This window comes from Selenomonas ruminantium subsp. ruminantium ATCC 12561, from assembly GCF_000424065.1.
Lineage (GTDB): Bacteria > Bacillota > Negativicutes > Selenomonadales > Selenomonadaceae > Selenomonas_A > Selenomonas_A ruminantium.
On sequence record NZ_AUJE01000021.1, the window covers coordinates 24385 to 47747 of the forward strand.

General features: G+C 48.7%; 28 protein-coding genes. 27 read left to right on the forward strand and 1 reads right to left on the reverse strand.

Going from position 1 to position 23363, the window contains the following annotated elements; all coding sequences use genetic code 11:
• Nucleotides 1–2: 2 nt before the first annotated feature.
• The 18 genes from larC (at nucleotide 3) to G598_RS0109480 (ending at nucleotide 13201) form a co-directional block, all read left to right on the forward strand.
• Nucleotides 3–1220 (forward strand): nickel pincer cofactor biosynthesis protein LarC, encoded by a 1218-nt coding sequence (larC, locus tag G598_RS0109400; RefSeq protein ID WP_026766756.1) that lies wholly within the window; start codon nucleotides 3–5, stop codon nucleotides 1218–1220.
• A gap of 215 nt (nucleotides 1221–1435) precedes the next feature.
• Nucleotides 1436–1990, forward strand: a complete 555-nt coding sequence (locus G598_RS0109405) for a Panacea domain-containing protein (protein WP_051180144.1) — start codon at nucleotides 1436–1438, stop codon at nucleotides 1988–1990.
• Nucleotides 1980–2324, forward strand: coding sequence for a type II toxin-antitoxin system PemK/MazF family toxin (locus G598_RS0109410; RefSeq protein ID WP_026766758.1), 345 nt, complete (start codon nucleotides 1980–1982; stop codon nucleotides 2322–2324). Before G598_RS0109405 ends, G598_RS0109410 begins: the two co-directional genes overlap by 11 nt.
• A gap of 250 nt (nucleotides 2325–2574) precedes the next feature.
• Nucleotides 2575–3036: an RpiB/LacA/LacB family sugar-phosphate isomerase gene (locus G598_RS0109415; RefSeq protein ID WP_026766759.1), complete on the forward strand. Its 462-nt coding sequence runs from the start codon at nucleotides 2575–2577 to the stop codon at nucleotides 3034–3036.
• Between the two features lie 55 nt (nucleotides 3037–3091).
• Nucleotides 3092–3592, forward strand: coding sequence for a YceD family protein (locus G598_RS0109420; protein ID WP_026766760.1), 501 nt, complete (start codon nucleotides 3092–3094; stop codon nucleotides 3590–3592).
• Between the two features lie 33 nt (nucleotides 3593–3625).
• On the forward strand, nucleotides 3626–3805 hold the full coding sequence (gene rpmF, locus G598_RS0109425; RefSeq protein ID WP_026766761.1) for a 50S ribosomal protein L32: 180 nt from the start codon (nucleotides 3626–3628) through the stop codon (nucleotides 3803–3805).
• Between the two features lie 171 nt (nucleotides 3806–3976).
• Nucleotides 3977–4537, forward strand: a complete 561-nt coding sequence (gene fapR, locus G598_RS0109430; protein ID WP_026766762.1) for a transcription factor FapR — start codon at nucleotides 3977–3979, stop codon at nucleotides 4535–4537.
• Nucleotides 4538–4552: 15 nt separating this feature from the next.
• Nucleotides 4553–5572, forward strand: coding sequence for a phosphate acyltransferase PlsX (plsX, locus tag G598_RS0109435; RefSeq protein WP_026766763.1), 1020 nt, complete (start codon nucleotides 4553–4555; stop codon nucleotides 5570–5572).
• A gap of 50 nt (nucleotides 5573–5622) precedes the next feature.
• The gene (gene fabK, locus G598_RS0109440; protein ID WP_026766764.1) at nucleotides 5623–6570 is read left to right on the forward strand and encodes an enoyl-[acyl-carrier-protein] reductase FabK; all 948 of its coding nucleotides are present in this window, start codon (nucleotides 5623–5625) and stop codon (nucleotides 6568–6570) included.
• Nucleotides 6571–6585: 15 nt separating this feature from the next.
• Entirely contained in the window at nucleotides 6586–7530 is a 945-nt protein-coding gene (gene fabD, locus G598_RS0109445; RefSeq protein ID WP_026766765.1) for an ACP S-malonyltransferase, read from the forward strand.
• A gap of 1 nt (nucleotide 7531) precedes the next feature.
• Nucleotides 7532–8275, forward strand: coding sequence for a 3-oxoacyl-[acyl-carrier-protein] reductase (gene fabG, locus G598_RS0109450; RefSeq protein ID WP_026766766.1), 744 nt, complete (start codon nucleotides 7532–7534; stop codon nucleotides 8273–8275).
• 41 nt (nucleotides 8276–8316) lie between these two features.
• Nucleotides 8317–8544 carry an acyl carrier protein gene (locus G598_RS0109455; RefSeq protein WP_014423880.1) on the forward strand — a complete coding sequence of 76 codons (228 nt, stop codon included), beginning with the start codon at nucleotides 8317–8319 and terminating at the stop codon, nucleotides 8542–8544.
• An 88-nt stretch (nucleotides 8545–8632) separates the two neighbouring features.
• Nucleotides 8633–9577 (forward strand): NAD(P)H-dependent flavin oxidoreductase, encoded by a 945-nt coding sequence (locus G598_RS0109460; RefSeq protein WP_026766767.1) that lies wholly within the window; start codon nucleotides 8633–8635, stop codon nucleotides 9575–9577.
• A gap of 45 nt (nucleotides 9578–9622) precedes the next feature.
• The gene (gene fabF, locus G598_RS0109465) at nucleotides 9623–10867 is read left to right on the forward strand and encodes a beta-ketoacyl-ACP synthase II (RefSeq protein WP_026766768.1); all 1245 of its coding nucleotides are present in this window, start codon (nucleotides 9623–9625) and stop codon (nucleotides 10865–10867) included.
• Nucleotides 10868–10881: 14 nt separating this feature from the next.
• Nucleotides 10882–11604 carry a ribonuclease III gene (rnc, locus tag G598_RS0109470; RefSeq protein ID WP_026766769.1) on the forward strand — a complete coding sequence of 241 codons (723 nt, stop codon included), beginning with the start codon at nucleotides 10882–10884 and terminating at the stop codon, nucleotides 11602–11604.
• Nucleotides 11605–11616: 12 nt separating this feature from the next.
• Nucleotides 11617–12141, forward strand: a complete 525-nt coding sequence (locus G598_RS17585) for an MBL fold metallo-hydrolase (RefSeq protein ID WP_245582788.1) — start codon at nucleotides 11617–11619, stop codon at nucleotides 12139–12141.
• Between the two features lie 147 nt (nucleotides 12142–12288).
• On the forward strand, nucleotides 12289–12423 hold the full coding sequence (locus G598_RS20355) for a hypothetical protein (protein ID WP_272867104.1): 135 nt from the start codon (nucleotides 12289–12291) through the stop codon (nucleotides 12421–12423).
• A gap of 124 nt (nucleotides 12424–12547) precedes the next feature.
• Nucleotides 12548–13201, forward strand: a complete 654-nt coding sequence (locus G598_RS0109480; protein WP_026766770.1) for a hypothetical protein — start codon at nucleotides 12548–12550, stop codon at nucleotides 13199–13201.
• A gap of 52 nt (nucleotides 13202–13253) precedes the next feature.
• On the opposite strand, the gene G598_RS17590 is transcribed toward G598_RS0109480, so the two are convergent.
• Nucleotides 13254–13688, reverse strand: a complete 435-nt coding sequence (locus tag G598_RS17590) for a MarR family winged helix-turn-helix transcriptional regulator (protein ID WP_051180146.1) — start codon at nucleotides 13686–13688, stop codon at nucleotides 13254–13256.
• A 183-nt stretch (nucleotides 13689–13871) separates the two neighbouring features.
• Between G598_RS17590 and G598_RS17595 the strand changes: the two genes are divergently transcribed.
• From G598_RS17595 to G598_RS18645, 9 genes are all read left to right on the forward strand, one after another.
• Complete coding sequence (locus tag G598_RS17595) at nucleotides 13872–15077, forward strand: efflux RND transporter periplasmic adaptor subunit (protein ID WP_080657001.1); 1206 nt, start codon at nucleotides 13872–13874, stop codon at nucleotides 15075–15077.
• 12 nt (nucleotides 15078–15089) lie between these two features.
• On the forward strand, nucleotides 15090–18275 hold the full coding sequence (locus G598_RS0109495; protein ID WP_026766771.1) for an efflux RND transporter permease subunit: 3186 nt from the start codon (nucleotides 15090–15092) through the stop codon (nucleotides 18273–18275).
• 505 nt (nucleotides 18276–18780) lie between these two features.
• On the forward strand, nucleotides 18781–19371 hold the full coding sequence (locus tag G598_RS18640) for a hypothetical protein (protein ID WP_051180148.1): 591 nt from the start codon (nucleotides 18781–18783) through the stop codon (nucleotides 19369–19371).
• Nucleotides 19372–19403: 32 nt separating this feature from the next.
• On the forward strand, nucleotides 19404–19946 hold the full coding sequence (locus G598_RS0109505) for a TlpA family protein disulfide reductase (protein WP_157833310.1): 543 nt from the start codon (nucleotides 19404–19406) through the stop codon (nucleotides 19944–19946).
• Nucleotides 19943–20083 carry a CD1871A family CXXC motif-containing protein gene (locus G598_RS19960; protein ID WP_169534984.1) on the forward strand — a complete coding sequence of 47 codons (141 nt, stop codon included), beginning with the start codon at nucleotides 19943–19945 and terminating at the stop codon, nucleotides 20081–20083. The genes G598_RS0109505 and G598_RS19960 overlap by 4 nt, the downstream gene beginning before the upstream one ends.
• 4 nt (nucleotides 20084–20087) lie before the next feature.
• Nucleotides 20088–20951: a 4Fe-4S binding protein gene (locus G598_RS17605; RefSeq protein WP_037363800.1), complete on the forward strand. Its 864-nt coding sequence runs from the start codon at nucleotides 20088–20090 to the stop codon at nucleotides 20949–20951.
• Between the two features lie 24 nt (nucleotides 20952–20975).
• Entirely contained in the window at nucleotides 20976–21137 is a 162-nt protein-coding gene (locus G598_RS19750) for a hypothetical protein (protein WP_157833311.1), read from the forward strand.
• 123 nt (nucleotides 21138–21260) lie between these two features.
• Nucleotides 21261–21854: a metallophosphoesterase gene (locus G598_RS0109525; RefSeq protein WP_026766773.1), complete on the forward strand. Its 594-nt coding sequence runs from the start codon at nucleotides 21261–21263 to the stop codon at nucleotides 21852–21854.
• 525 nt (nucleotides 21855–22379) lie between these two features.
• On the forward strand, nucleotides 22380–23351 hold the full coding sequence (locus G598_RS18645; protein WP_051180151.1) for an HNH endonuclease: 972 nt from the start codon (nucleotides 22380–22382) through the stop codon (nucleotides 23349–23351).
• The last annotated feature ends 12 nt before the right edge of the window (nucleotides 23352–23363 follow it).

Here is a 23363-nt window from a genome sequence, read left to right on the forward strand (position 1 = left end):
GAATGCGCGCGCTATATTTGGACTGTTTTGCCGGCATCAGCGGCAATATGTTTTTGGGAGCAATGCTGCAGGCTGGTGTGCCTGTGGCGTATCTGGAAAAGGAATTAAAAAAACTGCCTATGGCAGATGAATTTGCGCTGGACGTAAAGGAAACGCAGCGCAAGGGCATACATTCCCTTTATGTGGAGGTGAATCTGCTGGCGCATGGCGAAAAGCATCATGAACATCATGATGGAGAACATCATCATGCACATCGCAGTATGAAAGATATCCGGGAACTGATTGAAAAATCTTCATTAAATATGGCGGTGAAACAGCAGGCACTAGCCATCTTTATGGAAATTGCCCAAGCTGAGGGCAAGGTGCACGGCAAACCGGCAGAGGAAGTATCCTTCCATGAAGTGGGGGCTGTGGATTCCATTGTCGATATCGTGGGCGCGGCTATCTGCCTGGATTATCTGGAAATCGAGCGTGTCTTTGTTTCGCAGTTAACTGTGGGCAGTGGTTTTGTAAAATGTGCGCATGGCCTTCTGCCTGTCCCGGCTCCGGCGGTGGCGGAACTGTTAATCGGCTGGCAGACCGAGCGCGGCACAGAGCAAAAAGAGCTGGTGACGCCTACCGGCGCGGGCATTGTGCGTGCTTTGGGCATTTATAGCGAAAGCCTGCCCAAAGGCTTTGTGACGGAGTGTATCGGTTATGGGGCTGGCAGTCATGAACTGTCCATTCCCAATGTACTGCGGGCTTACTTGGGGGAATACAATGGTGCAGTGGATAGCAAGCTGTCCATTATCGAAGCCAATATTGACGATATGAATCCGCAGATTTATGGCTATCTCTATGAAAAACTGCTTGCGGCAGGGGCCTTGGACGTTTGGACAACGTCGATATTTATGAAGAAAAACCGCCCGGCACAGAAACTTTCGGTGTTGACAGCGGAGGAAAAAAAATCTGCCTGCATAGGGATTATTTTTGCGGAAACCACCAGCATCGGCCTGCGGATTATGCCTGTAGGGGAACGGTTAGAAGCAGCCCGCCATATCGCCAAGGTGGAGACCAAGTACGGTGTGGTGAATTGCAAGGTCAGCGCCTGGAATGGGAAGCTTTGCAGTGTTTCGCCAGAATACGAAGATTGCCGGAAACTGGCGGCGGAAAAACAGGTACCATTGAAGGTGGTACAGCAGGAGGCACTGCGGGTGCTCAATGAACGGCTTGGCGTTTAGGTTTATTTATATTTATATGTTAAGACGCCCGGTGACGGCTAATACTTTTCCTCTGCTTAGACAAGCTTGTCAAGCGCGACGGAAAAGCATTAGCCGTCACCGGGCTTAGTATCATACATTACGCCGTTAAGACACCGTGGGACAGATAATATTTTTCTACAATAATTCAAATTGTGTAGCAGATATGCTACAATAAACACAGGGAGGTGCAGGCAATGTGTAAAGTTCAAGATGTTGCGGACTTTTTTGTTGATTCAGCTCTCAACGACCCTGACGACAATATGACCAATTTGCGTGTCAACAAACTGTTATTTTTTGCACAGGGCTGGAGTCTGGTAAGGCGCAATGGGAAACCTCTTTTTAATGATGACTTTTTTGCGTGGGACTTAGGGCCGGTGATTCCTGCTGTTTATCATAGATTTAAGGTGGCAGGCAGGAATAAAATACAAGATGTGGACAATGAGAATTATGATAAAAATTTTTCGGAAGAAGAAGCACAGTTGTTGATTGATGTATTACGGGCCTATTCCAGATACTCTACCAGTGGTTTGGTGGATATGACACATAGAAGTGGCACACCGTGGAGCAAAGTCTATGAAGCCCATGTGAACAATGTGATACCGAAAAAAGATATTCAGGAGTATTTTGAGTCATTACCGGTTTTGGAAAGTTTTTCTATGCCTGTTTTATCGGAAAACGATTTTATCGGTCATAGGGATGAAGTTACTGGCCATTATGTTCTTCCGGAGGAATGGGCTGATGGGCGATAAAGACATAAAGCCATATGACCTATGGTTCGCAAGCGTTGCTTATGAGGATGACCCATCCAAGGCCGATGACAGGCCAGTTTTGGTCATTGATGAAAAAAGGGGAATTTATGCCGCATTAAAAATTACGAGAACTCCGCCAAGAGAGAGCTTTTGGGGCGAGTATCGCGTACAAAAGTGGCGGCAGGCAGGTCTATCTGATCCGTCAACCATAAGAATCTCAAAATTTTTGCGCTTGGAGCCGAAAGATTTTCGTCGCAAAATAGGAACATTGCGAATGGTGGATGTAGCTGGCGTGCAAAACTATATCGATAGATTATATAAGAATACATTATAAGGGAATGTAAGGCTAGTGTACTGTCACTTTTGCAGTAGAAGAAATCAGGAAAGAAACTTGTAGTAGCAAGCCCCAGGCGGGCGGGGAGGCAATGGCTTTCGGACGCGTTAGGTAAGCCTGCATAAGCAGACGAAAGTTATTGCCTCCTCGTCCGCCGCCCTTTTGGCTCGAAGTGAAAATATTGACAAATGCAAGCCCTCCCGCTACAATCAATGTATCATTGTATGGATTGTAACGGGAGGTTTTTCGTATGAAAATTGCAATGGCTAATGACCATGCCGGCACGCGGCTCAAAGAGGAAATCAAGAAGTATCTGGAAAGCGAAGGCCATGAGGTCAAAGATTTCGGCACTTATGATGAAGAATCCTGCGACCTGTCGGATTTCGTGCTGCCGGCAGCTACGGCTGTAGCCAAGGGCGAGTGTGAACGCGGTATTTTTGTCGATGGCGTAGGCTATGGCAGTGCCATGATTGCCAACAAACTGCGCGGCATCTTTGCCGTTGTCTGTCAGGATCCGTTCTGTGCAGCACTGGCGCGTCAGCATAATGACTCCAATGTACTGTGCCTGGGCGGCAAGATCATCGGCGGCGCTATCGCGATGGAAACGGTAAAGACCTGGATGCACACGGACCCGTTGACGGCTGAAAAATATGTGCGCCGCGTGGAGAAGGTCAAGAAGATTGACGCTGAGCATACGGTAGCCGTCAAGTAAATCCCATTGACAAACGGGGTAGCAGCTGTTAAAATAGTTCGAGGTTGATGCTGAAATGATGAATATTAATATTGCTGAATTACAAATTGATTTAGGCAGGGAGCTGCCCTTTTCTTTTGCGGTGACAGCAGCCGAGCTGGATGCCCTGAGTGATGACTATGAGTTCCAGGACCCCATAAAGGTCACGGGTACGGTAGTCTACACGGGGATGCGCTGGCGTGTCAGCGGCAAGATTGAAGTGGTCAAGACTTTCGTTTGCAATCGCTGCCTTACCGACTGCCGCGAGGAACAGGTACATGAGTTTTCCGAGGACTTCACCCGTGATGAAGGTGAGGACGATTCGGTAAATGTCTTTAGTGGAGATTTGCTGGATATTGAAGACATGGTGCGTGATACCCTGCTGGCGGCGCAGTCACTCAGTAATATATGCAAGCCCGATTGCAAGGGGCTTTGTCCAAAGTGTGGGCATAACTTAAATGAAGGCGATTGCGGATGCGACCGTTTTATCCCTGACCCGCGCATGGCAGCATTACAGCAGTTATTGAAGAAAGACTAAGCATAACGCTAGTTTCAAGGAGGTGTATCCGAAATGGCAGTTCCAAAGAGAAAAATGTCCAAGGCTCGTCGCGATAGCCGTCGTGCTAACTGGAAACTGGAGGCTCCGGGCTTCGTTGCATGCCCGCAGTGTCATGAACCGAAGATGCCCCATCACGTATGCCCGGAATGCGGCTACTATGACGGCAAAGAAGTTGTGGCAGCAGCTGAATAAGCGAAAAAGAAATAAGCAGGACGAGGGTTTGTCCTGCTTATTTTATTTGCCCGCTGTGAATTTATCGAAATAAATGTCATTTGTCTCTTGCATTTTTAGTACATAGACCTTATAATAGGCAATGTTATGAGATTGTAATAGCAGGTACTAAATTTGAAAGGGGGTGTACGAATGGCAAGAGTGAAGAAAAAGATTCGTCAGGAACAGCTGATTGAAAAGGTAAAAAGCAAGCCTTTTCTTACTGACGAAGAGCTGGCCAGACAGCTGGATGTAAGCGTACAGACCATCCGCCTTGACCGTTTGGAACTGGGGATTCCGGAACTTAGAGGACGCATTCGGAAGATGGCAGAAAATGCTCAGAACAAAGTCAAAGCGATACAGAGCAATGAAGTGGTCGGTGAGCTTATCGATTTGGAGCTTGGCCGTTCGGGCATTTCCTTGCTGAAGATAACGGAGGATATGGTCTTTGGCAAGACCCAGATTGCCAAGGGGCATTTCATGTTCTCGCAGGCCGATTCTTTGGCCATGGCGATTGTAGATGCGCCGATGGCTGTAACCGGTGTGGCCAATGTGAAGTACAAAGTACCTGTGCATGTAGGCGAAAAGCTGATTGCTAAAGCCGAAATCGTCAAGGTGCGCGGTAATAAATATTTTATATGGGTCAAGACCCATAATGAGACCCAAGAAGTTTTCCGGGCGAAATTCATCGTGGTTTCGTGGGGAGAAAAGTAAGGGGGAAATAGATTCGTGAAAATTGCAGTTGATGCAATGGGGGGCGACTTTGCTCCTGAACAGATTGTGTTCGGTGCAGTGCGGGCGGCCAAGAAATATGGCTGCGAAATCGTACTGGTTGGTGATGAAGGGAAAATCCGTGAAGTGCTGAAACGGGAAACGGGCTGGGAGAATCTCGGCATTACGATTCATCACACGACGCAGGTTATCGAAATGGACGAACATCCTGCTGATGCGGTGCGCTCGAAAAAAGATTCTTCTGTCGTTGTAGCGACAAAGCTGGTAAAAGACGGTGTGTGCGATGCGGTACTTTCCGCAGGCAGTACCGGGGCAGCCGTTACGGCCGCGCAGCTTATCCTGAAGCGCATCAAGGGCATTGGCCGTCCGACCATTGCGACGCCGATTCCGACGACCAAGGGCGTAACGCTCATGCTCGATTCCGGTGCCAATGTGGACTCCAAGCCCATTCATCTGGTACAGAGCGGCATGATGGGGTCCATTTATGCTGAATATGTATTTGGTATAAAAAATCCGCGGGTAGGGCTGTTAAATATCGGTGAGGAAGAAACCAAGGGCAATGAACAGGCCCGGGAAACCTATCCACTGTTGAAGGAACTGCGCAGCATTAACTTCTGCGGCAATGCAGAAGGCCGCGATATTCCCAAGGGAAATTTTGATGTTGTAATTTGTGATGGATTTGTGGGCAATGTTGTGTTAAAATTTGCAGAGGGCTTAGCAAAGACCATCATGAAACTGATAAAGGAAGCCATCAAAGATGGCGGGATTTTAGCAAAGCTTGGCGCACTCCTCTTAATGCCTACGCTCAAGAAGCTGGGCAAGCGGCTGGACGCTTCTGAATACGGCGGCGCACCGCTCTTAGGTGTCAACGGCGTGTGCATCATCAGTCATGGTTCGTCAAATGCCAAGTCCATTTGCAGTGCTATCGGAGTCGCTAACGACTATGTAAACGGCAAGGTGCTGGAGCATATTCGGGAAACTTTGGAGCAGGAAGAAGTATTAATGAAAGAGTCTTAATCACTGGCATGGAAAATCCAGCGTTGAAAAGGCTAAGGAGGACGTATTTAATGTTTGAAAACAATGCAATCTGTAAGTTACTGAACATAAAGTACCCGATTTTCCAAGGCGGCATGGCCTGGATTGGTACAGCAGAACTGGCTTCGGCTGTGTCCAATGCCGGTGGTTTGGGCATTATTGGTGCCGGCCACATGCCGCCTGATATTTTGCGGGCAGAAATCCAGAAGTGCAAGGGGTGGACGGATAAACCCTTCGGCGTGAACATCATGCTGATGAGCCCCTTTGTTAAGGAAGTCATGCAGGTTGTTATCGATGAACGTGTTCCGGTAATCACGACCGGTGCAGGCAACCCCGGCGAGTACATGCCGGCTCTCAAGGAAATCGGTACCAAGGTTATTCCGGTAGTAGCTTCCGTTGCTCTGGCTAAGCGCTTGGTACGTGCTGGTGCAGATGCGGTTATCGCCGAAGGTACGGAATCCGGCGGTCATATCGGCGAAATCACGACGATGGCACTTTTGCCGCAGGTTGTGGACGCTGTTGATGTACCGGTAATCGGTGCCGGTGGTATCGGTGATTCCCGTGGTATGGCAGCAGCTTTTGCGCTCGGCGCACAGGCTGTACAGATGGGTTCCCGCTTTGTACTCAGTGAGGAGTGCATTGCGCATGAGAACTACAAAAATCTCGTACTCAAGGCAAAGGACCGTTCCACGGTGGTTACGGGCAGAAGCCTTGGTCATCCGGCACGCATCATTGCCAACAAACTCTCCCGCAAGTACGAGGAGATGGAGGCAGCCGGTGCATCTGCTGAAGAACTGGAAAAGTTGGGCGCAGGCACGCTGCACCTCGCTACGCATAAAGGTGATGTGGAAAATGGTTCCGTCATGATTGGCGAGATTTCCGGTATGCTCAGCGATATTAAGCCCGTAAAACAGATTATTGAAGACATTGTTGGCGGTTTGCCAAATGTTATAGATGCTATTCAGGGGAATTGCAAGTAATTGGGGGTTATAGTCTTGAATAAATTAGCATTTGTATTCCCTGGTCAGGGTGCTCAGGCCGTAGGCATGGGCAAGGACTTCTGCGAGCAGTATGAAGTAGCAAAGAAGCTTTTTAAGGAAGCTGACGAAGCACTGGGGTATTCCATCAAGGATATGTGCTTTGAAGGCCCCGCTGAAGATTTGAAGCTGACGGCGAATACGCAGCCGGCAATCCTCACCATGAGTGTGATTGCTAATGAAATCCTGAAGGAACACGGCATTCAGCCGGATGTTGTCGGCGGTCACAGCCTGGGCGAGTATTCCGCTCTCGTTGCTGCTGATGTCATGAATTTCCAGGATGCAGTGTTGCTTGTGCATAAGCGCGGTCAGTTTATGCAGGAAGCTGTACCTGTCGGTCAGGGCGGCATGGCAGCAATCATCGGCCTGTCTGATGAAGTAATCGTGGATGCCTGCGCTAAGGCTACGGAAAAAGCTGGCGAAGTACAGGCGGTTAACTTCAACTGCCCCGGCCAGACGGTTATCGCCGGTACTACTGCAGGCGTTGAAGCTGCTGTGGAAATGCTTAAAGAAGCTGGTGCCAAGAAGGCAGTTATCCTGCCGGTATCCGCTCCGTTCCATTCCACGCTGATGAAGCCGGCAGCTGTGAAGCTGGCAGCAGAACTCGACAAGGTGGATATCCGCGATGCCAAGATTCCGGTGGTTTCCAACTACACGGGCAAGCTCGAAGAAAGTGCTGCTGACATCAAGGCTAACCTTGTGGCACAGGCAGACCATCCGGTTAAGTGGATTGACTGCGTGAAGACCATGCAGGAATTTGGCGCTGATACCTTTGTAGAAGCTGGCCCGGGCAAGACGCTCTGCGGTTTCAACCGCCGTATCGACAAGAGCCTTACCAGCATGAATGTGGAAAATATCGAATCCCTGCAAAAAACTCTTGACTATTTCAAGGAGGTTCGCTAATATGCTTTTAGACGGAAAAGTTGCCCTCGTTACGGGTGCTTCCCGAGGCATTGGCCGGGCCATTGCCTTGAAACTGGCCGCTGAAGGCGCCAAGGTTGCCATCAACTATGCAGGCAACACGGCCAAGGCTGAGGAAGTCAAGGCAGAAATCGAGAAGAATGGCGGGCAGGCCATTCTCGTGCAGGCTGATGTGGCAGACAGCGCAGCCGTAGAAGCTATGGTAAATGCTACGGTTGAAGCTTTTGGCCAGATTGATATTCTGGTGAACAATGCCGGTATTACGCGTGACGGCCTCATGATGCGCATGAAGGACGAGGATTTCGATGCAGTTATCAACACGAACCTCAAGGGCGTGTTCTACTGCACGAAGCTTGTTTCCAAGCTCATGATGAAGAAGCGCAGCGGCCGTATCATCAATATGGCTTCGGTAGTCGGTCTTATGGGCAATGCCGGTCAGACCAACTATGCAGCAGCCAAGGCTGGTGTAATTGGCTTCAGCAAATCGGCAGCCAAGGAACTTGCTGCTCGTGGCATTACGGTGAACATGGTAGCACCGGGCTTTATTGACACGGACATGACGGCAGCCATGACGGACAAGGCAAAGGAAATGACGCTTACGGGGATTCCCTTGAACCGCATGGGTACGCCGGAAGATGTGGCAAATGCTGTAGCATTCCTGGTATCGGATAATGCGTCCTATATCACGGGTCAGGTCATCAATGTAGACGGTGGCATGGTTATGTGATATAACTATAGATGGACATCAATTTAAGGAGGTGAAACTTCATGACTTTTGATAAAGTAAGAGATATCGTTGTTGAGCAGTTAGGTGTTGAGGCTGACGAGGTTGCCCTCGAGTCCACTTTCATCGATGACCTGGGAGCTGACTCCCTGGATATTGTTGAGCTGATCATGGCTTTCGAAGAAGAATTCAACATTGAAATTCCGGACGAAGCTGCTGAGAAGATCAAGAGCGTTCAGGACGTAGTTACCTACATAGACCAGAACAAATAAGTTTGAGCGTCTTACCTGTTTGAAAATCCCGTGAAACTTGTTTTCGCGGGATTTTTCAAGGTGGGTAAGCTTGATTGGAGGAGTAACATTGAAACTTCCAGAGCTGAAAATAGGCAATAAAGTCGCCCGCGTTCCCATTCAACAGGGCGGTATGGCGATTCGCTTGTCCACAGCCCGTCTGGCGGCAGCAGTTGCCAATGAAGGCGGTATCGGCCTCATTGCGGCATCGGGTATGAGCCATGACGAACTGCGGTATGAAATCCGGCTCGCACGTTCGCTTACGTCTGGTATCATCGGTATCAATATCATGGTAGCAGCTAACGACTTTGCCGAAGTGGTGAAGGTGGCTATTGATGAAGGCATTGACCTTGTGGTAGCCGGGGCTGGTTTTTCCCGTGATATGTTTGCACTGGGGAAGGAATCCGGAACGCCGATTGTTCCTATTGTTTCTTCCGTTAAATTAGCTAAAATTTCAGAGCGTCTTGGCGCAACAGCTATCGTGCTGGAAGGCAAGGAAGCTGGCGGCCATCTGGGAACCGATACGTCGGTGCGTGACCTCATCGCTGATGTCAGCTCCGCAGTAAAGATTCCTGTGATTGCAGCCGGTGGTGCACTTCATGGCCAGGACATCGTTGATTTTATAAAGCTGGGCGCTGCAGGCGTTCAGATGGGTTCCCGGTTCGCAGCCTGCGAGGAAAGCAATGCGGCGCCGGCCCTCAAAGAGTATTATCTGAAATCCAAACCGGAGGATATTGTAGTTATTCATAGCCCTGTCGGCTTGCCTGGCCGTGCTGTGCGCACGCCTTTCTCGGCGAGGGTTATGGAAGGCCCTGTGCCTCCGACACAGTGTGATGCCTGCCTGAAGGCGTGCAAGCACAATTTCTGCATCATTCGTGCGCTGACTCGTGCACAGCAGGGTGATGTGGAAACGGGTCTGGTCTTTACGGGAGAATATATGCCGCGTATTGACAAGATTATGACCGCACATGAAATTTTTGAGCAGCTTATCGCGGAAGCCGAAGCTGCTGACTAAATATGAGGACATCGCTGCTTTAGTAGATGAGAGGAGTTATTCGTTTTGAGTAATCGCGTAGTTATCACTGGTGTAGGTGCCATTACCCCTATCGGTACGGGCAAAGATGAATTTTGGAAAGGCCTGATGGAAGGCCGTAACGGTATTGACAAGATCAGCCGTTTTGATGCTTCTGAATTCACGGCGCAGATTGCTGGCGAGGTTAAGGATTTTGACCCGACCCAGTACATTGATAAAAAAGAATCCAAGCGCATGGACCGTTACACGCAGTTTGCTGTAGCAGCTGCAGATCTCGCCATCAAAGATGCCGGTCTGGACCTCGAAAAGGAAAATTTGGACCGCATGGGTACCTTCATTGGTACGGGTATCGGCGGCATTGAAACCATGCACAGCCAGTACGAGAAGTTCTTTGCCAAAGGCCCTTCCCGTATCAGCCCGTTCTTTGTACCCATGATGATTGCCAACATGGCTGCTGGTCAGGTCGCTATCACCTACAAGCTCCATGGTCCGTCCAGCTGCACGGTTACGGCCTGCGCTACGGGTTCTAACTGCATCGGTGATGCTTTCCGTGTGATTCAGCGCGGCGATGCTGATGTGATGGTTGCCGGCGGTACGGAAGCTGCTGTTTCCGAAGCTGCTGTAGCAGGTTTTGCGGCTATGAAGGCTCTCTGTATGGACCACAACGATGACCCGGCTCATGCTTCCCGTCCGTTCGACAAGAACCGCAGCGGTTTCGTTATGGGCGAAGGTGCAGGCCTCGTAATCCTCGAAAGCCTCGACCATGCAAAAGCTCGTGGCGCACATATCTACGCTGAAGTAGTCGGCTATGGTGCAAACTCCGATGCTTATCATATGACGAGCCCGGCTCCCCATGGTGAGTTCCAGGCAAAATGCATGCAGCTGGCTCTTGATGATGCCGGCATGAAGGCTGAAGAAGTGGACTATGTCAATGCACATGGTACGTCCACGCACCTCAATGACCAGGGTGAAACCGAAGCCATCAAGGCTGTATGGGGGCAGGCCGCAAAGAATGTTTCCGTTTCCTCCATCAAGTCCATGACGGGCCATATGCTCGGTGCTGCCGGCGGTGTTGAAGCAATCGCTACGGCTATGGCTATCGAAAACGATATGCTCCCGCCGACCATCAACTACGAAACTCCGGACGAAGGCCTCGACCTCGACTATGTGCCCAACAAGGCCAAAGCCAAGACGGTTCGTGCCGCTATGTCTAACTCCTTCGGTTTCGGTGGCCACAATGCCTGCCTGCTGCTGAAGAAGTACGCGGAGTAAGAGGATAACGGGCGATGGGAGATACACTAACGGCTAAACGCAAGGGAGAGCTTTTGGAACTGTCGGCACGTTTGGGTGTGGAGTTTAAGGACTTAACCCTGTTGCACAAGGCGCTGATTCATTCGTCCTATGCCAATGAAGCCAAAGAAAAAAACATCGTCCATAATGAACGTCTCGAATTTTTGGGAGATGCGGTGCTGGAGCTTGCCTCCAGCACCTATCTTTATATGCAGTTTCCGCAGATGCCCGAAGGTCAGCTGACCAAGACCAGAGCCAGCATCGTCTGCTCCAGCAGCCTTGCGGAACTTGCGCGGACGCTTCATTTGGGCGACTATCTGCTCTTAGGCCATGGCGAAGAAATGAGCGGTGGCCGTGATCGGCAGACCAACTTAGAAGATGTATTCGAGGCGGTAATCGGTGCCATTTATTTAGACCAGGGCTGGGAAGCCGCCAAGGACTATGTCGTGCGTCAGCTTATGCCGCTCTTTGCCAAAGTAGAGCAGGGGGGCATACTCAAAGACTACAAGACCATCTTACAGGAAGTGGTCTATCAGGAAGCCCAGCAGACGGTAAGTTATGAACTCGTGAGCACTTCCGGCCCAGACCATGACAAGACCTTTACCTTTAATGTACTCATTACCGGTAAGGTCATGGGGACAGGTACCGGCAGAAGCAAAAAAGAGGCCGAACAAAAAGCTGCCCGTCAGGCTTTGGAAAAATTGACAAACAAGAAATAAGGAGAGATTGTTATGCGCAAACTGGTTATCCTCGGCACTGGCTTTGCCATGGCCACGAAATGTTTTAACACCTGTTTCTTTTTGGAGTTGGAGGACGGCAGTCTGTTCCTGACTGATGCCGGCGGCGGCAATGGCATTCTGCGCCAGCTCGAAGTTACGAATTTTGACTACAATAAGTGCCATCATATGTTCGTAACCCACGGTCATACCGACCACGTACTCGGCGTGGTTTGGATTATCCGCAAGGTGGCGGACCTCATGAACAAGGGCAAGTATGACGGCAAGTTCCATATTTACTGCCATGATGTGGTCAAGGATATGCTCGAAAAGATGTCGGCTATGACCCTCAAGAAAAAAGACTTTGCCCGTGTGGGAACGGATATTATCCTGCAGGAAGTCAAAGACGGGGAAAGCATCGAACTGCCGCAGTTTAAGCTGACCTCCTTTGATATCATGTCCACCAAGGCCAAGCAGTTCGGCTATGAACTCAAATTTGCCGACGGGCTGAAGTTTACCTGCCTGGGTGATGAACCCTAAAACGAACATGCCAGACAGTATGCGGAAAAGGCTGACTGGCTGCTGGCCGAAGCCTTCTGCCAGTACAAGGATAGGGATATTTTCAAGCCCTATGAGAAAAACCACAGCACCGTAAAAGAAGCCAGCGAACTGGCCGAGGAGTTAGCGGTGAAAAATCTCGTGCTCTACCATACTGAGGATAAGCACATCAATACCCGCAAGGGCGATTACACGGCGGAAGCCAAAGAATATTATCATGGCAATATCTTTGTGCCGGATGATTTGGATGTAATCGAGCTGTAATTTTGTTTGCTGATGGTCTGTCATTTAATGGCAGGCCATTTTATTTTGCGTATAGAGCAGGAATATTCAGTCAGCTTGTGGAAATATTGCATAATGGTCAAGTGCATTTTTAGGGGGGTTGGATATGCGCATATTAAAACAGCTGCCGGAATGGCAAAAAGTGGTTATTTGTCTGTGCCTTCTGCTCTTGCCTGCATTATCAGCTAGTGCAGAGAAAACCAACTGGGTGGATAAAGACTACGATTTTCACAAGATTCAAAAGGCCCTGATTTATGATGTGGTGCTCACCGATACGGCAGAGATGGATAACGACCTGTTGGAGCAGGTATTGCGGGAGGATTACCTGAAAAATGCCATGCGGCCCAAGTATAAGGTTATCCGTCCGGATAAAGCAGCGGTGCTCTCGCCGGACAATCCCAACGAAGCAGCAGATGTCTATATCAAGGCGGAGCTTTTGAAGTGGCATGATGATTCCTACATCAAAGAAGCATATACATCATGGGAGACCAGACATGCCAAGCGGACGAAAAAACTGCCCAATGGGTCCAAGGTGGAGGAAGACTATAGCTATACCGTTCCGGTTCATCATCCGGCCAGAACCATCTATACATCTACTGTCCGCCTGCGTTTCGAGGTATTTGATTCCAAGACCAATAAGCGGGTAATGGCCCGCGACGAGCTGCGGCTCCGTGATGATTCCCATCATGGCCAGCAGGGCATTTTTGGTCGTATCAGCAAATCCTTCTTTGATGATTTAGGAAAACAGATAAGACAATAAATAAAGGACGGCCTGATGGTTCATACATCAAGCCGTCCTTTTTCATTCGTTTTTACAAAAACATCTTGTTGATCAGTTCGTAATATCTGCGCAAAATACTGGCCAGTTCCTGCCGCTCATTAATCGTTAAATTTTGGGCATGATTTTCAAAGCGCTGCCGGAATTGTTCCATATGGTCTTCGAGCAGTTTTTTGCCCTTGAGGCTGATGGTGATGACCAGCCGGCGGCGGTCTTTGGGGTCAGGTTCCTTGCTGACATAGCCCGCACTTAATAGCTTGTCGATGATGTTGGTCATCTGCTGTTTGGAGATATTGAGCTGGCGGCTGATATCCGTGATGGCAAAACCCTGCGTATCCATGAGAACACACAATACACCGAACTGATTGAGGGGCAGGGGAACCTGCGTCTGCCTGCCGAAATTATTATGCAAGAGCACCATGATTTCCACAAATTGCTGGGATAAACTAGGTGATACTTGGGCTTCCATGATATGACTCCTTTATTCCTTGACTTTTATCTGAATATAATATACTATAGATAACACAAATAGTAAACATTTATTTACTATTCCTTAGGGGATAAGAAATGAATTGTGGTCATAAGCATGGGAGGGGAGCAGTGCGCTCTTTTCTTTGTGTTTAGGCTAAAAAAGGAGGTTCATAAATTGTTTTTGTCCAAAAACAAGAAGACTAAAGCATTGCTGATTGGCCTGTCTTTGGCTATTTCGACAAGCTTTGTGGTGGCAGGCTGTGGCAACAAGCAGCAGCAGGCTCAGATGCAGGGCGCGCAGGTCAAAGCCATGCAGGTTATCCAGCAGGATACGCCGCTGATCAGTGAGTTTGCCGGCCAGATTATTGGCAAGGACGAAGTAAAAGTCCAGTCCAAAGTGTCCGGCAACGTGGTCGAAAAATACGTGCAGGGCGGTCAGTGGGTAGAGGCAAATCAGCCGCTTTACCGCATTGATGACCGTCAGTATAAGTCGGCTGTATGGCAGGCGCAGGCTAACTTTGCGCAGGCACAGGCAACGCTGAGCAATGCACAGAATGATTTGGGCCGTTATGAACAGCTCGTGGCATCCAATGCCATTTCCCGCCAGACGTACGACAATCAGCTGTCCACGGTGAACGCTTATCAGGCCGCTGCAGACGCTGCTCACGCCCAGCTCATAAAAGCGCAGCAGGATTTGGCCGACACCACGATTTATGCACCGATGAGCGGTCAGCTGGCCGTTGATGATGTGGCTGTAGGAACATTTGCTTCTGCGGGTACGACGGCGCTTGTAACCATTGGTTCCGCCAATCCCGTGTATGCGAAGTTCAATGTGTCGGAAACGGACTATATTACCTATATGAATGCCATTATGCAGGGCGGCAATCAGGTAAAACCGATTGTGAACATCACCCTGACCGATGGCACGGAATATCCGCTCGAAGGTGAAATTGTCGAACAGGACAGAGCCCTTTCCGACAGCACGGGTACGTTGACCTTCAAGGCGCTTTTTGAAAATCCGAACGGCATGCTGATGCCGGGCATGTTTGCCCGCGTGCGTCTGTCCGGTCAGACGATTCCCAATGCCATTCTCGTGCCGCAGCGTGCAGTTCAGCAGCTTTTGGGTAAGTCCTTTGTCATGGTCGTAAATGGCGATGGCAAGTCCGAAGCTCGCCCGGTAACCTTGGGCAACAAGGTCGGCAGCTACTATATCATCAAAGACGGTCTTACCACGGCTGATGTGATTGTGGTAGAAGGCTTGTCCAACCTGCAGGAAGGAGTGCCTCTCAACGTTACGATGGTAACGGCTGATGATATGGGCTTCTCGCTGATTACGGATACGAGCAAGTTCGACTCCAATAAAGTAGCAGGTTCTTCAACGAAATAAGGAGGCGGCGATTTGTCTAAGTTTTTTATTCACCGCCCGATATTTGCCATTGTTATCTCGATTATCATCGTGATTGTCGGTATTTTGGCCGCCTTCCAGCTGCCAATTGCCCAGTATCCGCAGATTTCGCCGCCGACGGTTTCCGTTAGTACCAGTTATACCGGTGCCAGCGCTTCCGTTATCAACGATACGGTGGCTCAGGTAATCGAGCAACAGGTCAATGGTACTCAGGGTATGGACTATATGAGTTCCAACTCGGACGACACGGGTCGTTACAGCCTGTCTGTGGTCTTTGAGACGGGAACGGATGGCGATATGGACTCCGTAAAGGTGCAGAACAATGTCGCCATTGCCAATGCCAGCCTGCCGTCTGATGTACAGCAGGTCGGTGTTACCACGAAGAAATCTTCCAACGACATGGCGTACATGCTGTCCCTTTATTCTCCGGATGGCACCTATGACCGTGCCTATATGAAAAACTACGCCGATATTTATCTTTTGGATGAACTCAAGCGTGTATCCGGCGTCGGCGATGTGCAGATTTTCGGTTCCGACTACGCTATGCGCGTCTGGCTGAATCCGGACAAGCTGGCAGAGCTCAAGCTGACCGTAGCGGATGTGACCTCGGCCATCAAGGAACAGAACGTGCAGGCTCCTGCCGGTACGGTCGGCGCTATGCCGGTAAACAACGGTCAGGAAAAGCAGTACACGGGTAAGATTTCCGGCCGTCTGGTAACGCCGGAAGAATTCGGCAATATTGTCCTGCGCTCTGACGAGGGTAAATTTGTACGTCTGAAAGATGTAGCCCGGATAGAAACTGGTGAAAAATCGAGCTCCATCATCTCCAAATTTAACGGTTATCCTTCTGTGGGGTTCGGTATCAATCTGACCAGTGATGCCAACGCCATGCAGACGGTAGCAGGTGTGCGCGAAGTGCTCGAAAAGGCCAAACCGACCCTGCCGCCGAAACTTGAGATGGCACAGATTTTCGACTCCACGAACTACATTAACGCGTCCATCAAGGAAGTGGTGGAAACTTTCGTCGAAGCCCTCCTGCTGGTCGTATTGGTTATCTTCATATTCCTTCAGAGCTGGCGTGCAACGCTGATTCCGCTCTTGGCTGTGCCAGTATCCCTTATCGGTACACTCGCGGCGTTCGTGGTGCTGGGCTTCTCCATTAACACGCTGACGCTTTTCGCCATGGTATTGGCTATCGGCCTCGTCGTCGATGATGCTATCGTTGTTATCGAAAACGTCGAAAAGCACATGGAAGAAGGCTTAACGCCGGTTGATGCCACCGAGCGCGCTATGGCAGAAGTGCAGGGCCCGGTTGTGGCTATCGCCTTCGTTCTGGCCGCCGTGTTCGTACCGGTTGCCTTCTTGGGCGGCATGACGGGTATCCTTTACCGTCAGTTCGCTTTGACCATTGCGGTGTCCATGGCACTCTCCGCCTTTGTGGCACTGACCCTGACTCCGGCTCTCTGCGCCATGATTTTGAAGCGCCATGAAGCCAAGGATGATGAAGGTGTTCTCGGTCAGTTCTTTGTGAAGTTCAACAACTGGTTTGAACGCACGAAGCGCGGTTATATGGGCGTGGTGGCCAAGTTTATCCGCCGCACCCGTCTTGCGATTCTCTTTATGGTCATTGTGTGCATCATTTCCGGTGCACTTTACAAGGTACTTCCGTCCACCTTCGTTCCGGACGAAGACCAGGGGTATCTCTTTGCTGTAGTACAGCTGCCGGAAGGTACCTCCATGAATGTTACCCAGCAGACCATTGATAAGGTGGCTACGGCAGCCAAAGACGTTAAGGGTGTAGAAAATGTCATGGCCATCACGGGCTTTGATATCTTAGGCGGCGGTGCCAAGCCGAGTGCTGGTCTGGTCGTTTTGGGCATGAAGGACTGGTCACAGCGTCCTGGCGGTGATGAATCCGTTGGGGCAGCTGTTGGGGCTATGTTCGGCATCGGCGCAAAAGTTGCTCCGGAAGCTACGGTTATCGCCATGAATCCGCCGGCTCTGCCTGGTCTGGGTGCCGTAGGCGGCTGGAGTCTGCAGCTGCAGGATATGTCCGGTCATACCGATGAGGAATTGGCTGACATCACCGGCAAAATCGTGGCCGCAGCCAACCAGCGTCCGGAACTTAAAGGTGTACGTACGACCTTTAAGATGACGGCGCCGACCTATGAATACGACATTGACCGTGAAAAGGTCAAGCAGTTGGGCGTTAAAATGTCCGATGTGTTCACGGCTATGCAGGTGAACTTCGGTGGCGCTCAGGTCAATGACTTCAACCAGTTCGGCCGTACCTACAAGGTTATGCTGCAGTCGGATGTCAGCTACCGCAGCGAGGCCGAAGGCATGAAGTTTGTGTATGTGGAATCGGACAACAAAACGATGGTGCCGCTCGATACGCTCTTAAAACCGCGTGTAAGTTCCGGCCCGACGTCGATTTCCCGTTTCAACGGTGCCCGCGCTATCAACATTCAGGGTAACGCCGGGGAAGGTTATTCCTCCGGTCAGGCCATGGCAGCCATCAAAGAAGTGGTTGAGCAGAATGCGCCCAACGGCTTCAACATTGAATGGTCTGGCCAGAGCCGTGAGGAAGCCAAGGCAACCAGCTCCACCTTCCAGGTGCTGGCCCTGGCACTCGTATTCGTATTCCTGTGCCTGGCAGCGCTCTATGAAAGCTGGAGTGTTCCGTTCGCTGTATTGCTGACGGTGCCGACCGGTATTATGGGTGCTCTTATCTCCGAGTATGGGCTGTCCATGCTGGAAGGGATGTTCGGCATTCAGAATGCAGGTCTGCAGAACAGCGTTTACATGCAGATTGGTATCATCATGATTATCGGTCTGGCTGCCAAGAACGCTATTCTGATTGTAGAGTTCGCCAAGGTCCGTGTGGACAGGGGCATGGAGCCGGTCAAGGCCGCTATTGAAGCCGCCGGCCTGCGTCTGCGTCCTATCCTCATGACGTCCTTTGCATTCATCATCGGCTGTTTGCCGCTGGCTGTGGCCAGTGGTGCAGGTGCGGCTGCCCGTAATGGTATGGGCGTGGCCGTTGTCGGTGGTATGCTCTTTGCAACGGCTCTCGGTATCTTCCTGATTCCGGTGTTCTTTGTAGCCATGGAATGGATTGCCGCGAAGCTTGGTATGTTCAAACAGCAGAAGAAGAAGACTTCTGCCGATTATATGTAAGCATTCGATGCACATGTTTGAGTTGACATCGATATGCTAAGGCGCCCGAGGGTGTCGGTAGTATTTTCCTTCGCTTAGACAAGCTTGTCAAACGCTGCGGAAAACACCACCGGCACCCTCGGGCTTTGGCTTATTATTATACATAACATCTATAGGAAAAGACGCCCGGTGGCTGATAATACTTTTCCTTTGCTTAGGCAGGCTTGCCAAACGCAGCGGAAAAGCATTATCAGCCACCGGGCTTTTGTGCGTACATTACATCGTAGTGCTAAGGCGCCCGTGAAACTGGTAATATTTTCCTTCGCCATAGACAAGCTTGTCAAAAGCTGCGGAAAACATCACCAGTTCCACGGGCTTAATGCGTTGTTGAGTGGTAAAAGTATCTGCATCCGTGGGGCTGGCTTAGTGCGTGCATCGCTGTGATAATTGCTGTGATTGGTTGCAGGAATATGGGGGCGGGAAGGAGAAATCTTATAAAAGTATATCTTCTATAGGGGGCATCAATATGGGAACTATTGCATTGCTGGGCGCAGGTGTGTTTTTGGGCTGGGTGTTGTTTGGCCGGCGAGGGAGTAGTAATGAGAACAGGCAGCATTATGCAGGCGGCCAGGAGAACGTAATCCGGCAGGAGGGCAGAGACAACGCGGTCAGCGCTGGAAAAACGGCAAATTATGCGACGCAGCCAGCAGCCCGTGTACAGGAACATAATCATAACAGCAACAGTCAGAATCATACCCTGCGCAATGTGGCGGGCGGCATGGTGGCTGGTGCGGTTTTGGGGCATATGCTGAGCGGCGACCATAAGGCAGAAGCTCATGAGACAATCAACAACTATAATACCTATAATGAGCTTTATGATCATGATGATTGGGAAAACGAGGACTACGATACGGATTATGATGGTGATGGGCTGGATTATCAGGATGATGATGACAGCAGTGAGCTGGATTATGTGGATTATGACAGCTATGATGATGACAGTTATGAAGACGATAGCTATGGTGAGGATAGCTATGATAGTTACGACTATGATGCGGACAGCTATGACAGCGGTTCTGACTGGGGCAGTGATTCTTATGATGGCGGAGATTGGTAGAGTTTATTATGCTAGCAAGAGGAGGATTTGTTATGCACAGGTGGTTAAAAATTCTATTGATGTCGATGGTCGCATTTTCGACGATTTTTCTGGCCACAGGCTGTTCGGCTGAAGATGGAAAAATAACGCAGGAAACGGCAGACAGCAATAAGTTCCCGGCCTTTCAAACGGTAGATGTAGCAGGCAATACCGTTACGCAGGATATTTTCAAGGGCAAAAAAATAACGGTTGTAAATATCTGGGGAACTTTCTGCCCGCCCTGCATTGGAGAAATGCCGGAATTGGAAAAATGGGCCAGGGAAATGCCACAGGATGTGCAGATTATCGGCCTTGTATGTGATGCCAGTGGCCCTGACGATAAAGAAATCACGGCGGCTGCTGTGAAAATCTTAAAAGATGCCAATGCCGGCTTTGTAAATATTCTGCCGGATGATAAATTGTTAAAGTATCTGGAAGGTGTAGATGCCGTGCCCACGACCATCTTTGTGGATGCAGACGGCAACATCATTGGCGAAAAGGTTGTAGGTGCCGATGTAGCGAAGTACAAAGAGCAGGTTAAGAGGTATCTCAAGTGACCAGACTTGGCAAAATCCGCAGCCTGCTGCTGGCTTTGGCAGTCGGCTGTATACTGTGGGGACTGTGGCGTGGTGAGGCCCGAATCATTTTGCAAAAGGCTGTGCGCGTGTGTATGGAATGCATAGGATTGGGGTGAACAGATGAATATCACCCGTTCGGTTAATCGTCGTTTTGTGCAGCTGCTCGCGACTATGCTTACCAATCAGGAATTGCTGAATTTTACTTCCGGCAGGCTCTACAAGGGCAGTGCCAAAAATTTGTGCGCACCGGGGCTGAATTGTTATTCCTGTCCGGCAGCCACTTTGTCCTGCCCTTTGGGGGCGTTGCAGGCAGTCGGAGGAACGGCCGGTTATGGATTCAGTTTTTATGTCGGTGGCTTTTTGCTGCTGCTCGGCGTGCTTTGGGGAAGGTTGGCCTGTGGCTTTCTTTGTCCCTTTGGCTTTTTGCAGGACTTGCTGAGTAAATTGCCGGTGCCGAAAAGACGCCTGTTTCCGCCGTTGCGCTATGTGAAATACCTGCTGCTGGTCATCTTTGTCCTGTTATTGCCGGTGCTGCTCCTCATGGCAAGCGGTGCGGGAGCGCCGGCCTTTTGCGAGTACATTTGCCCGGCAGGTACGTTGGAGGCCGCTGTGCCATTGCTGCTGACGCATGCGGAGTATCGGCAGGCTGTCGGTGGCTTGTTTGCCTTAAAGGCCGTGATATTGGCTGCGGTGCTCATCGGCTGCCTGTTTATCCGCCGCTTCTTTTGCAAAATGCTTTGTCCGTTGGGAGCAATTTACGGCCTGCTGAATGCCGTCAGTATCTGCAGGCTGCATTTTGATGAAAAAAGCTGTGTGTCCTGTGGTCGCTGCCAAAAGGCTTGTCCCATGGATATCGACCCGGCAGCGCAGCCACATTCCCCGGAGTGCATTATGTGCGGTCAATGTGTTGAGGCTTGTCCGCAAAAAGCACTGCATTTAGGGATGAAAAATCCGGCAACTAAGACTGCTGCAGATACACATTGAAGCGAATAGTGGGGAGGATTGAAGATGAAACAGAAAATCTGTGTTTGGCTGCTGACCATGCTGCTTATGGCTGCAGCTGTTCCGGTCATGGCGGCGGAGAGTGATACGTCCGATAACAGCAATTACCAGCAAAGTGATGATGGCTGTAAGGATGGCGTATGCCCGTGGCGAAAGGGCGGAAAATAATACATTTAAGCCGCACAGATTTGTTCGGTCAAATTTGACCGGACAGGGAAAATAAGCAATATTTTCTGCCTTCATTGGCTTATACTAATAATAGATGGTGTAAGTGAAGATGGAGGTAAGGGGATGGAGTATAATCGCATTTTTGTAATTGGGCCGGTAAAAGGTGATTTTGTAAAATTTATTAACGTTTGGGAGAAAATAGACTTCCAGCCAGAGCGCGATTTGGCCGTGTTTCTTGGCGATTATATCGGCAGCGGTGACGGTAATGTGGATATGATGCGCTGGGTCATGGAGCATCAAACAGAAAAAAACATGGTCTTCCTGCCCGGTGAGAATGAAGGACTCATGTACCTGGCAGAGGAAAAAGGCGACGAAGAAATGAAGTCGCTATGGATGGAAGATAAGGATGGTTACTGGGTAGATGAGGCAATTTGGGCACAAAAAGATTGTAAAGAATTATATGAGGATTGGATGTATTTCCTGCATTGTCTGGATTTGAAGGATAGCTTCCAATTGTCTCTCGGTAAAACAAAAATCCATTTCGTTTCCCGCGCATGGAATCTGGATGAGGGAGATTTGGGCAGTGAGCGGCAGATTGTAGATGCCCATCTGCTAGAAGCCAGTGGTGCAGTTATAAATCCCAATTATCCGGATGGGCAAGTGGTTATGTGTGAGTTGCTTTCGAAGAAATATTATATATCCAAAGATAGTAAGTGATTAAGTGATAATTGAATACAAACAAGGCTCCTAACATTCTATCACAGGAGCCTTGTTTTCTTATATTAATATGTATTATCTCAATCAATTTAGGGAATATTTGATTGCATGATAAGCAGGAATTGTAAAAATGATGTCGAATTACTATATATTAGAATTTTAAGATTATTTAAGAAACTTATAAATGGATATTGAGGGATTACTACTTCTTAGAGTCAAGGGTTATTCCATAGCTGCAAAACTAGGGAGAAACAAAGAGAAAATCTCCCGTGAACTTCGCAGAAATACTTCCAAAGGTGAGCGTATATACCTGTAACTGCACAGCAACAATACCAGAAGCGGCGTGTTGCTTGCAGACCTCACAAACGATTGGATAATGGCAACATCTTAGAACATGTGCGGCATCGGCTGCTTGAATGGGAAGCTGATACGGTATATTTTGATTATAAAACACTATATGCTATATGAGATTCATTTTTCCAAAGTGTTGCACTTAGTTTGTCTTAGCTTTAGGAGGAGAGAAAAATGAAAAAAGTATACGAGAAACAAGCATTCGAAGAATTTACAAAAAAATATAAACGTGGAAAAGGCGAGACGATAAAAGGAAGGAGTTCAACTATTGTTAGAACAGTTTATAAAAATTTAATGCCATGGATTGAATTTCAAGATAAGGATTTAAAAAAGATTGAAGACTACTTTGGTGATATAAGGAATTGCGTTTATTGTGGAAAAAAAGCTAACACGGTTGATCATATAAATCCTTTAATTGGGGAGAAGAAGCCTACTGGATGTATAAATGAGCCGAATAATATTCTTCCTTGTTGTAGTGATTGTAATAGCAAGAAGGGAGGGAATGATTGGAAATGTATGGAATTACCTTCGGAAAATAAAGAAAGGATGGAAAAATTCACTAATGAGAATAAAGTACATGAGTTCCAAATTGAAGGGGTGATTAATCCAAAAACGAATAAAAAGTGGATTGATGAAATTCAAGAGGATATTGATGAAATTAATCAAAAGTTGTCTATTTTGAATAAAAAATGTGCATTAGCTAAAAGGGATTTAATAGCACATTATATAAGGGTCAATAAGCCCGATAGGGAATTTATAGATAAACTTATTCGTGACAACGGATTAGATACTTTATATAGAAAACCGGGCGATAAAAAGGGGGAATATGAAAATATAAGAGATATTTCAATTTTGCATATTGTTAGAAAGGAAATAGAAAAATTTAAAGGTATTATGCGTAACATTGATGATATAAAAAATTTGTTAAAAAAATATAGAATAGCCAATCCGAAAAATGATGATTTCCTTAAAGATTATATTAGTGATAATGATGTATTAGATAATTATTATTCTATTTATAAGTCTAATATAAAGTTATATATTCTAAAAAAAGGATGGAATATTAGCGAGAATAAAAAAAATGAAGTAATTAAACAGTTAAAATTGATATCATGGAAAGAAGATGTGTTAAAGAGTATTACTTAGTGTAAAATATAA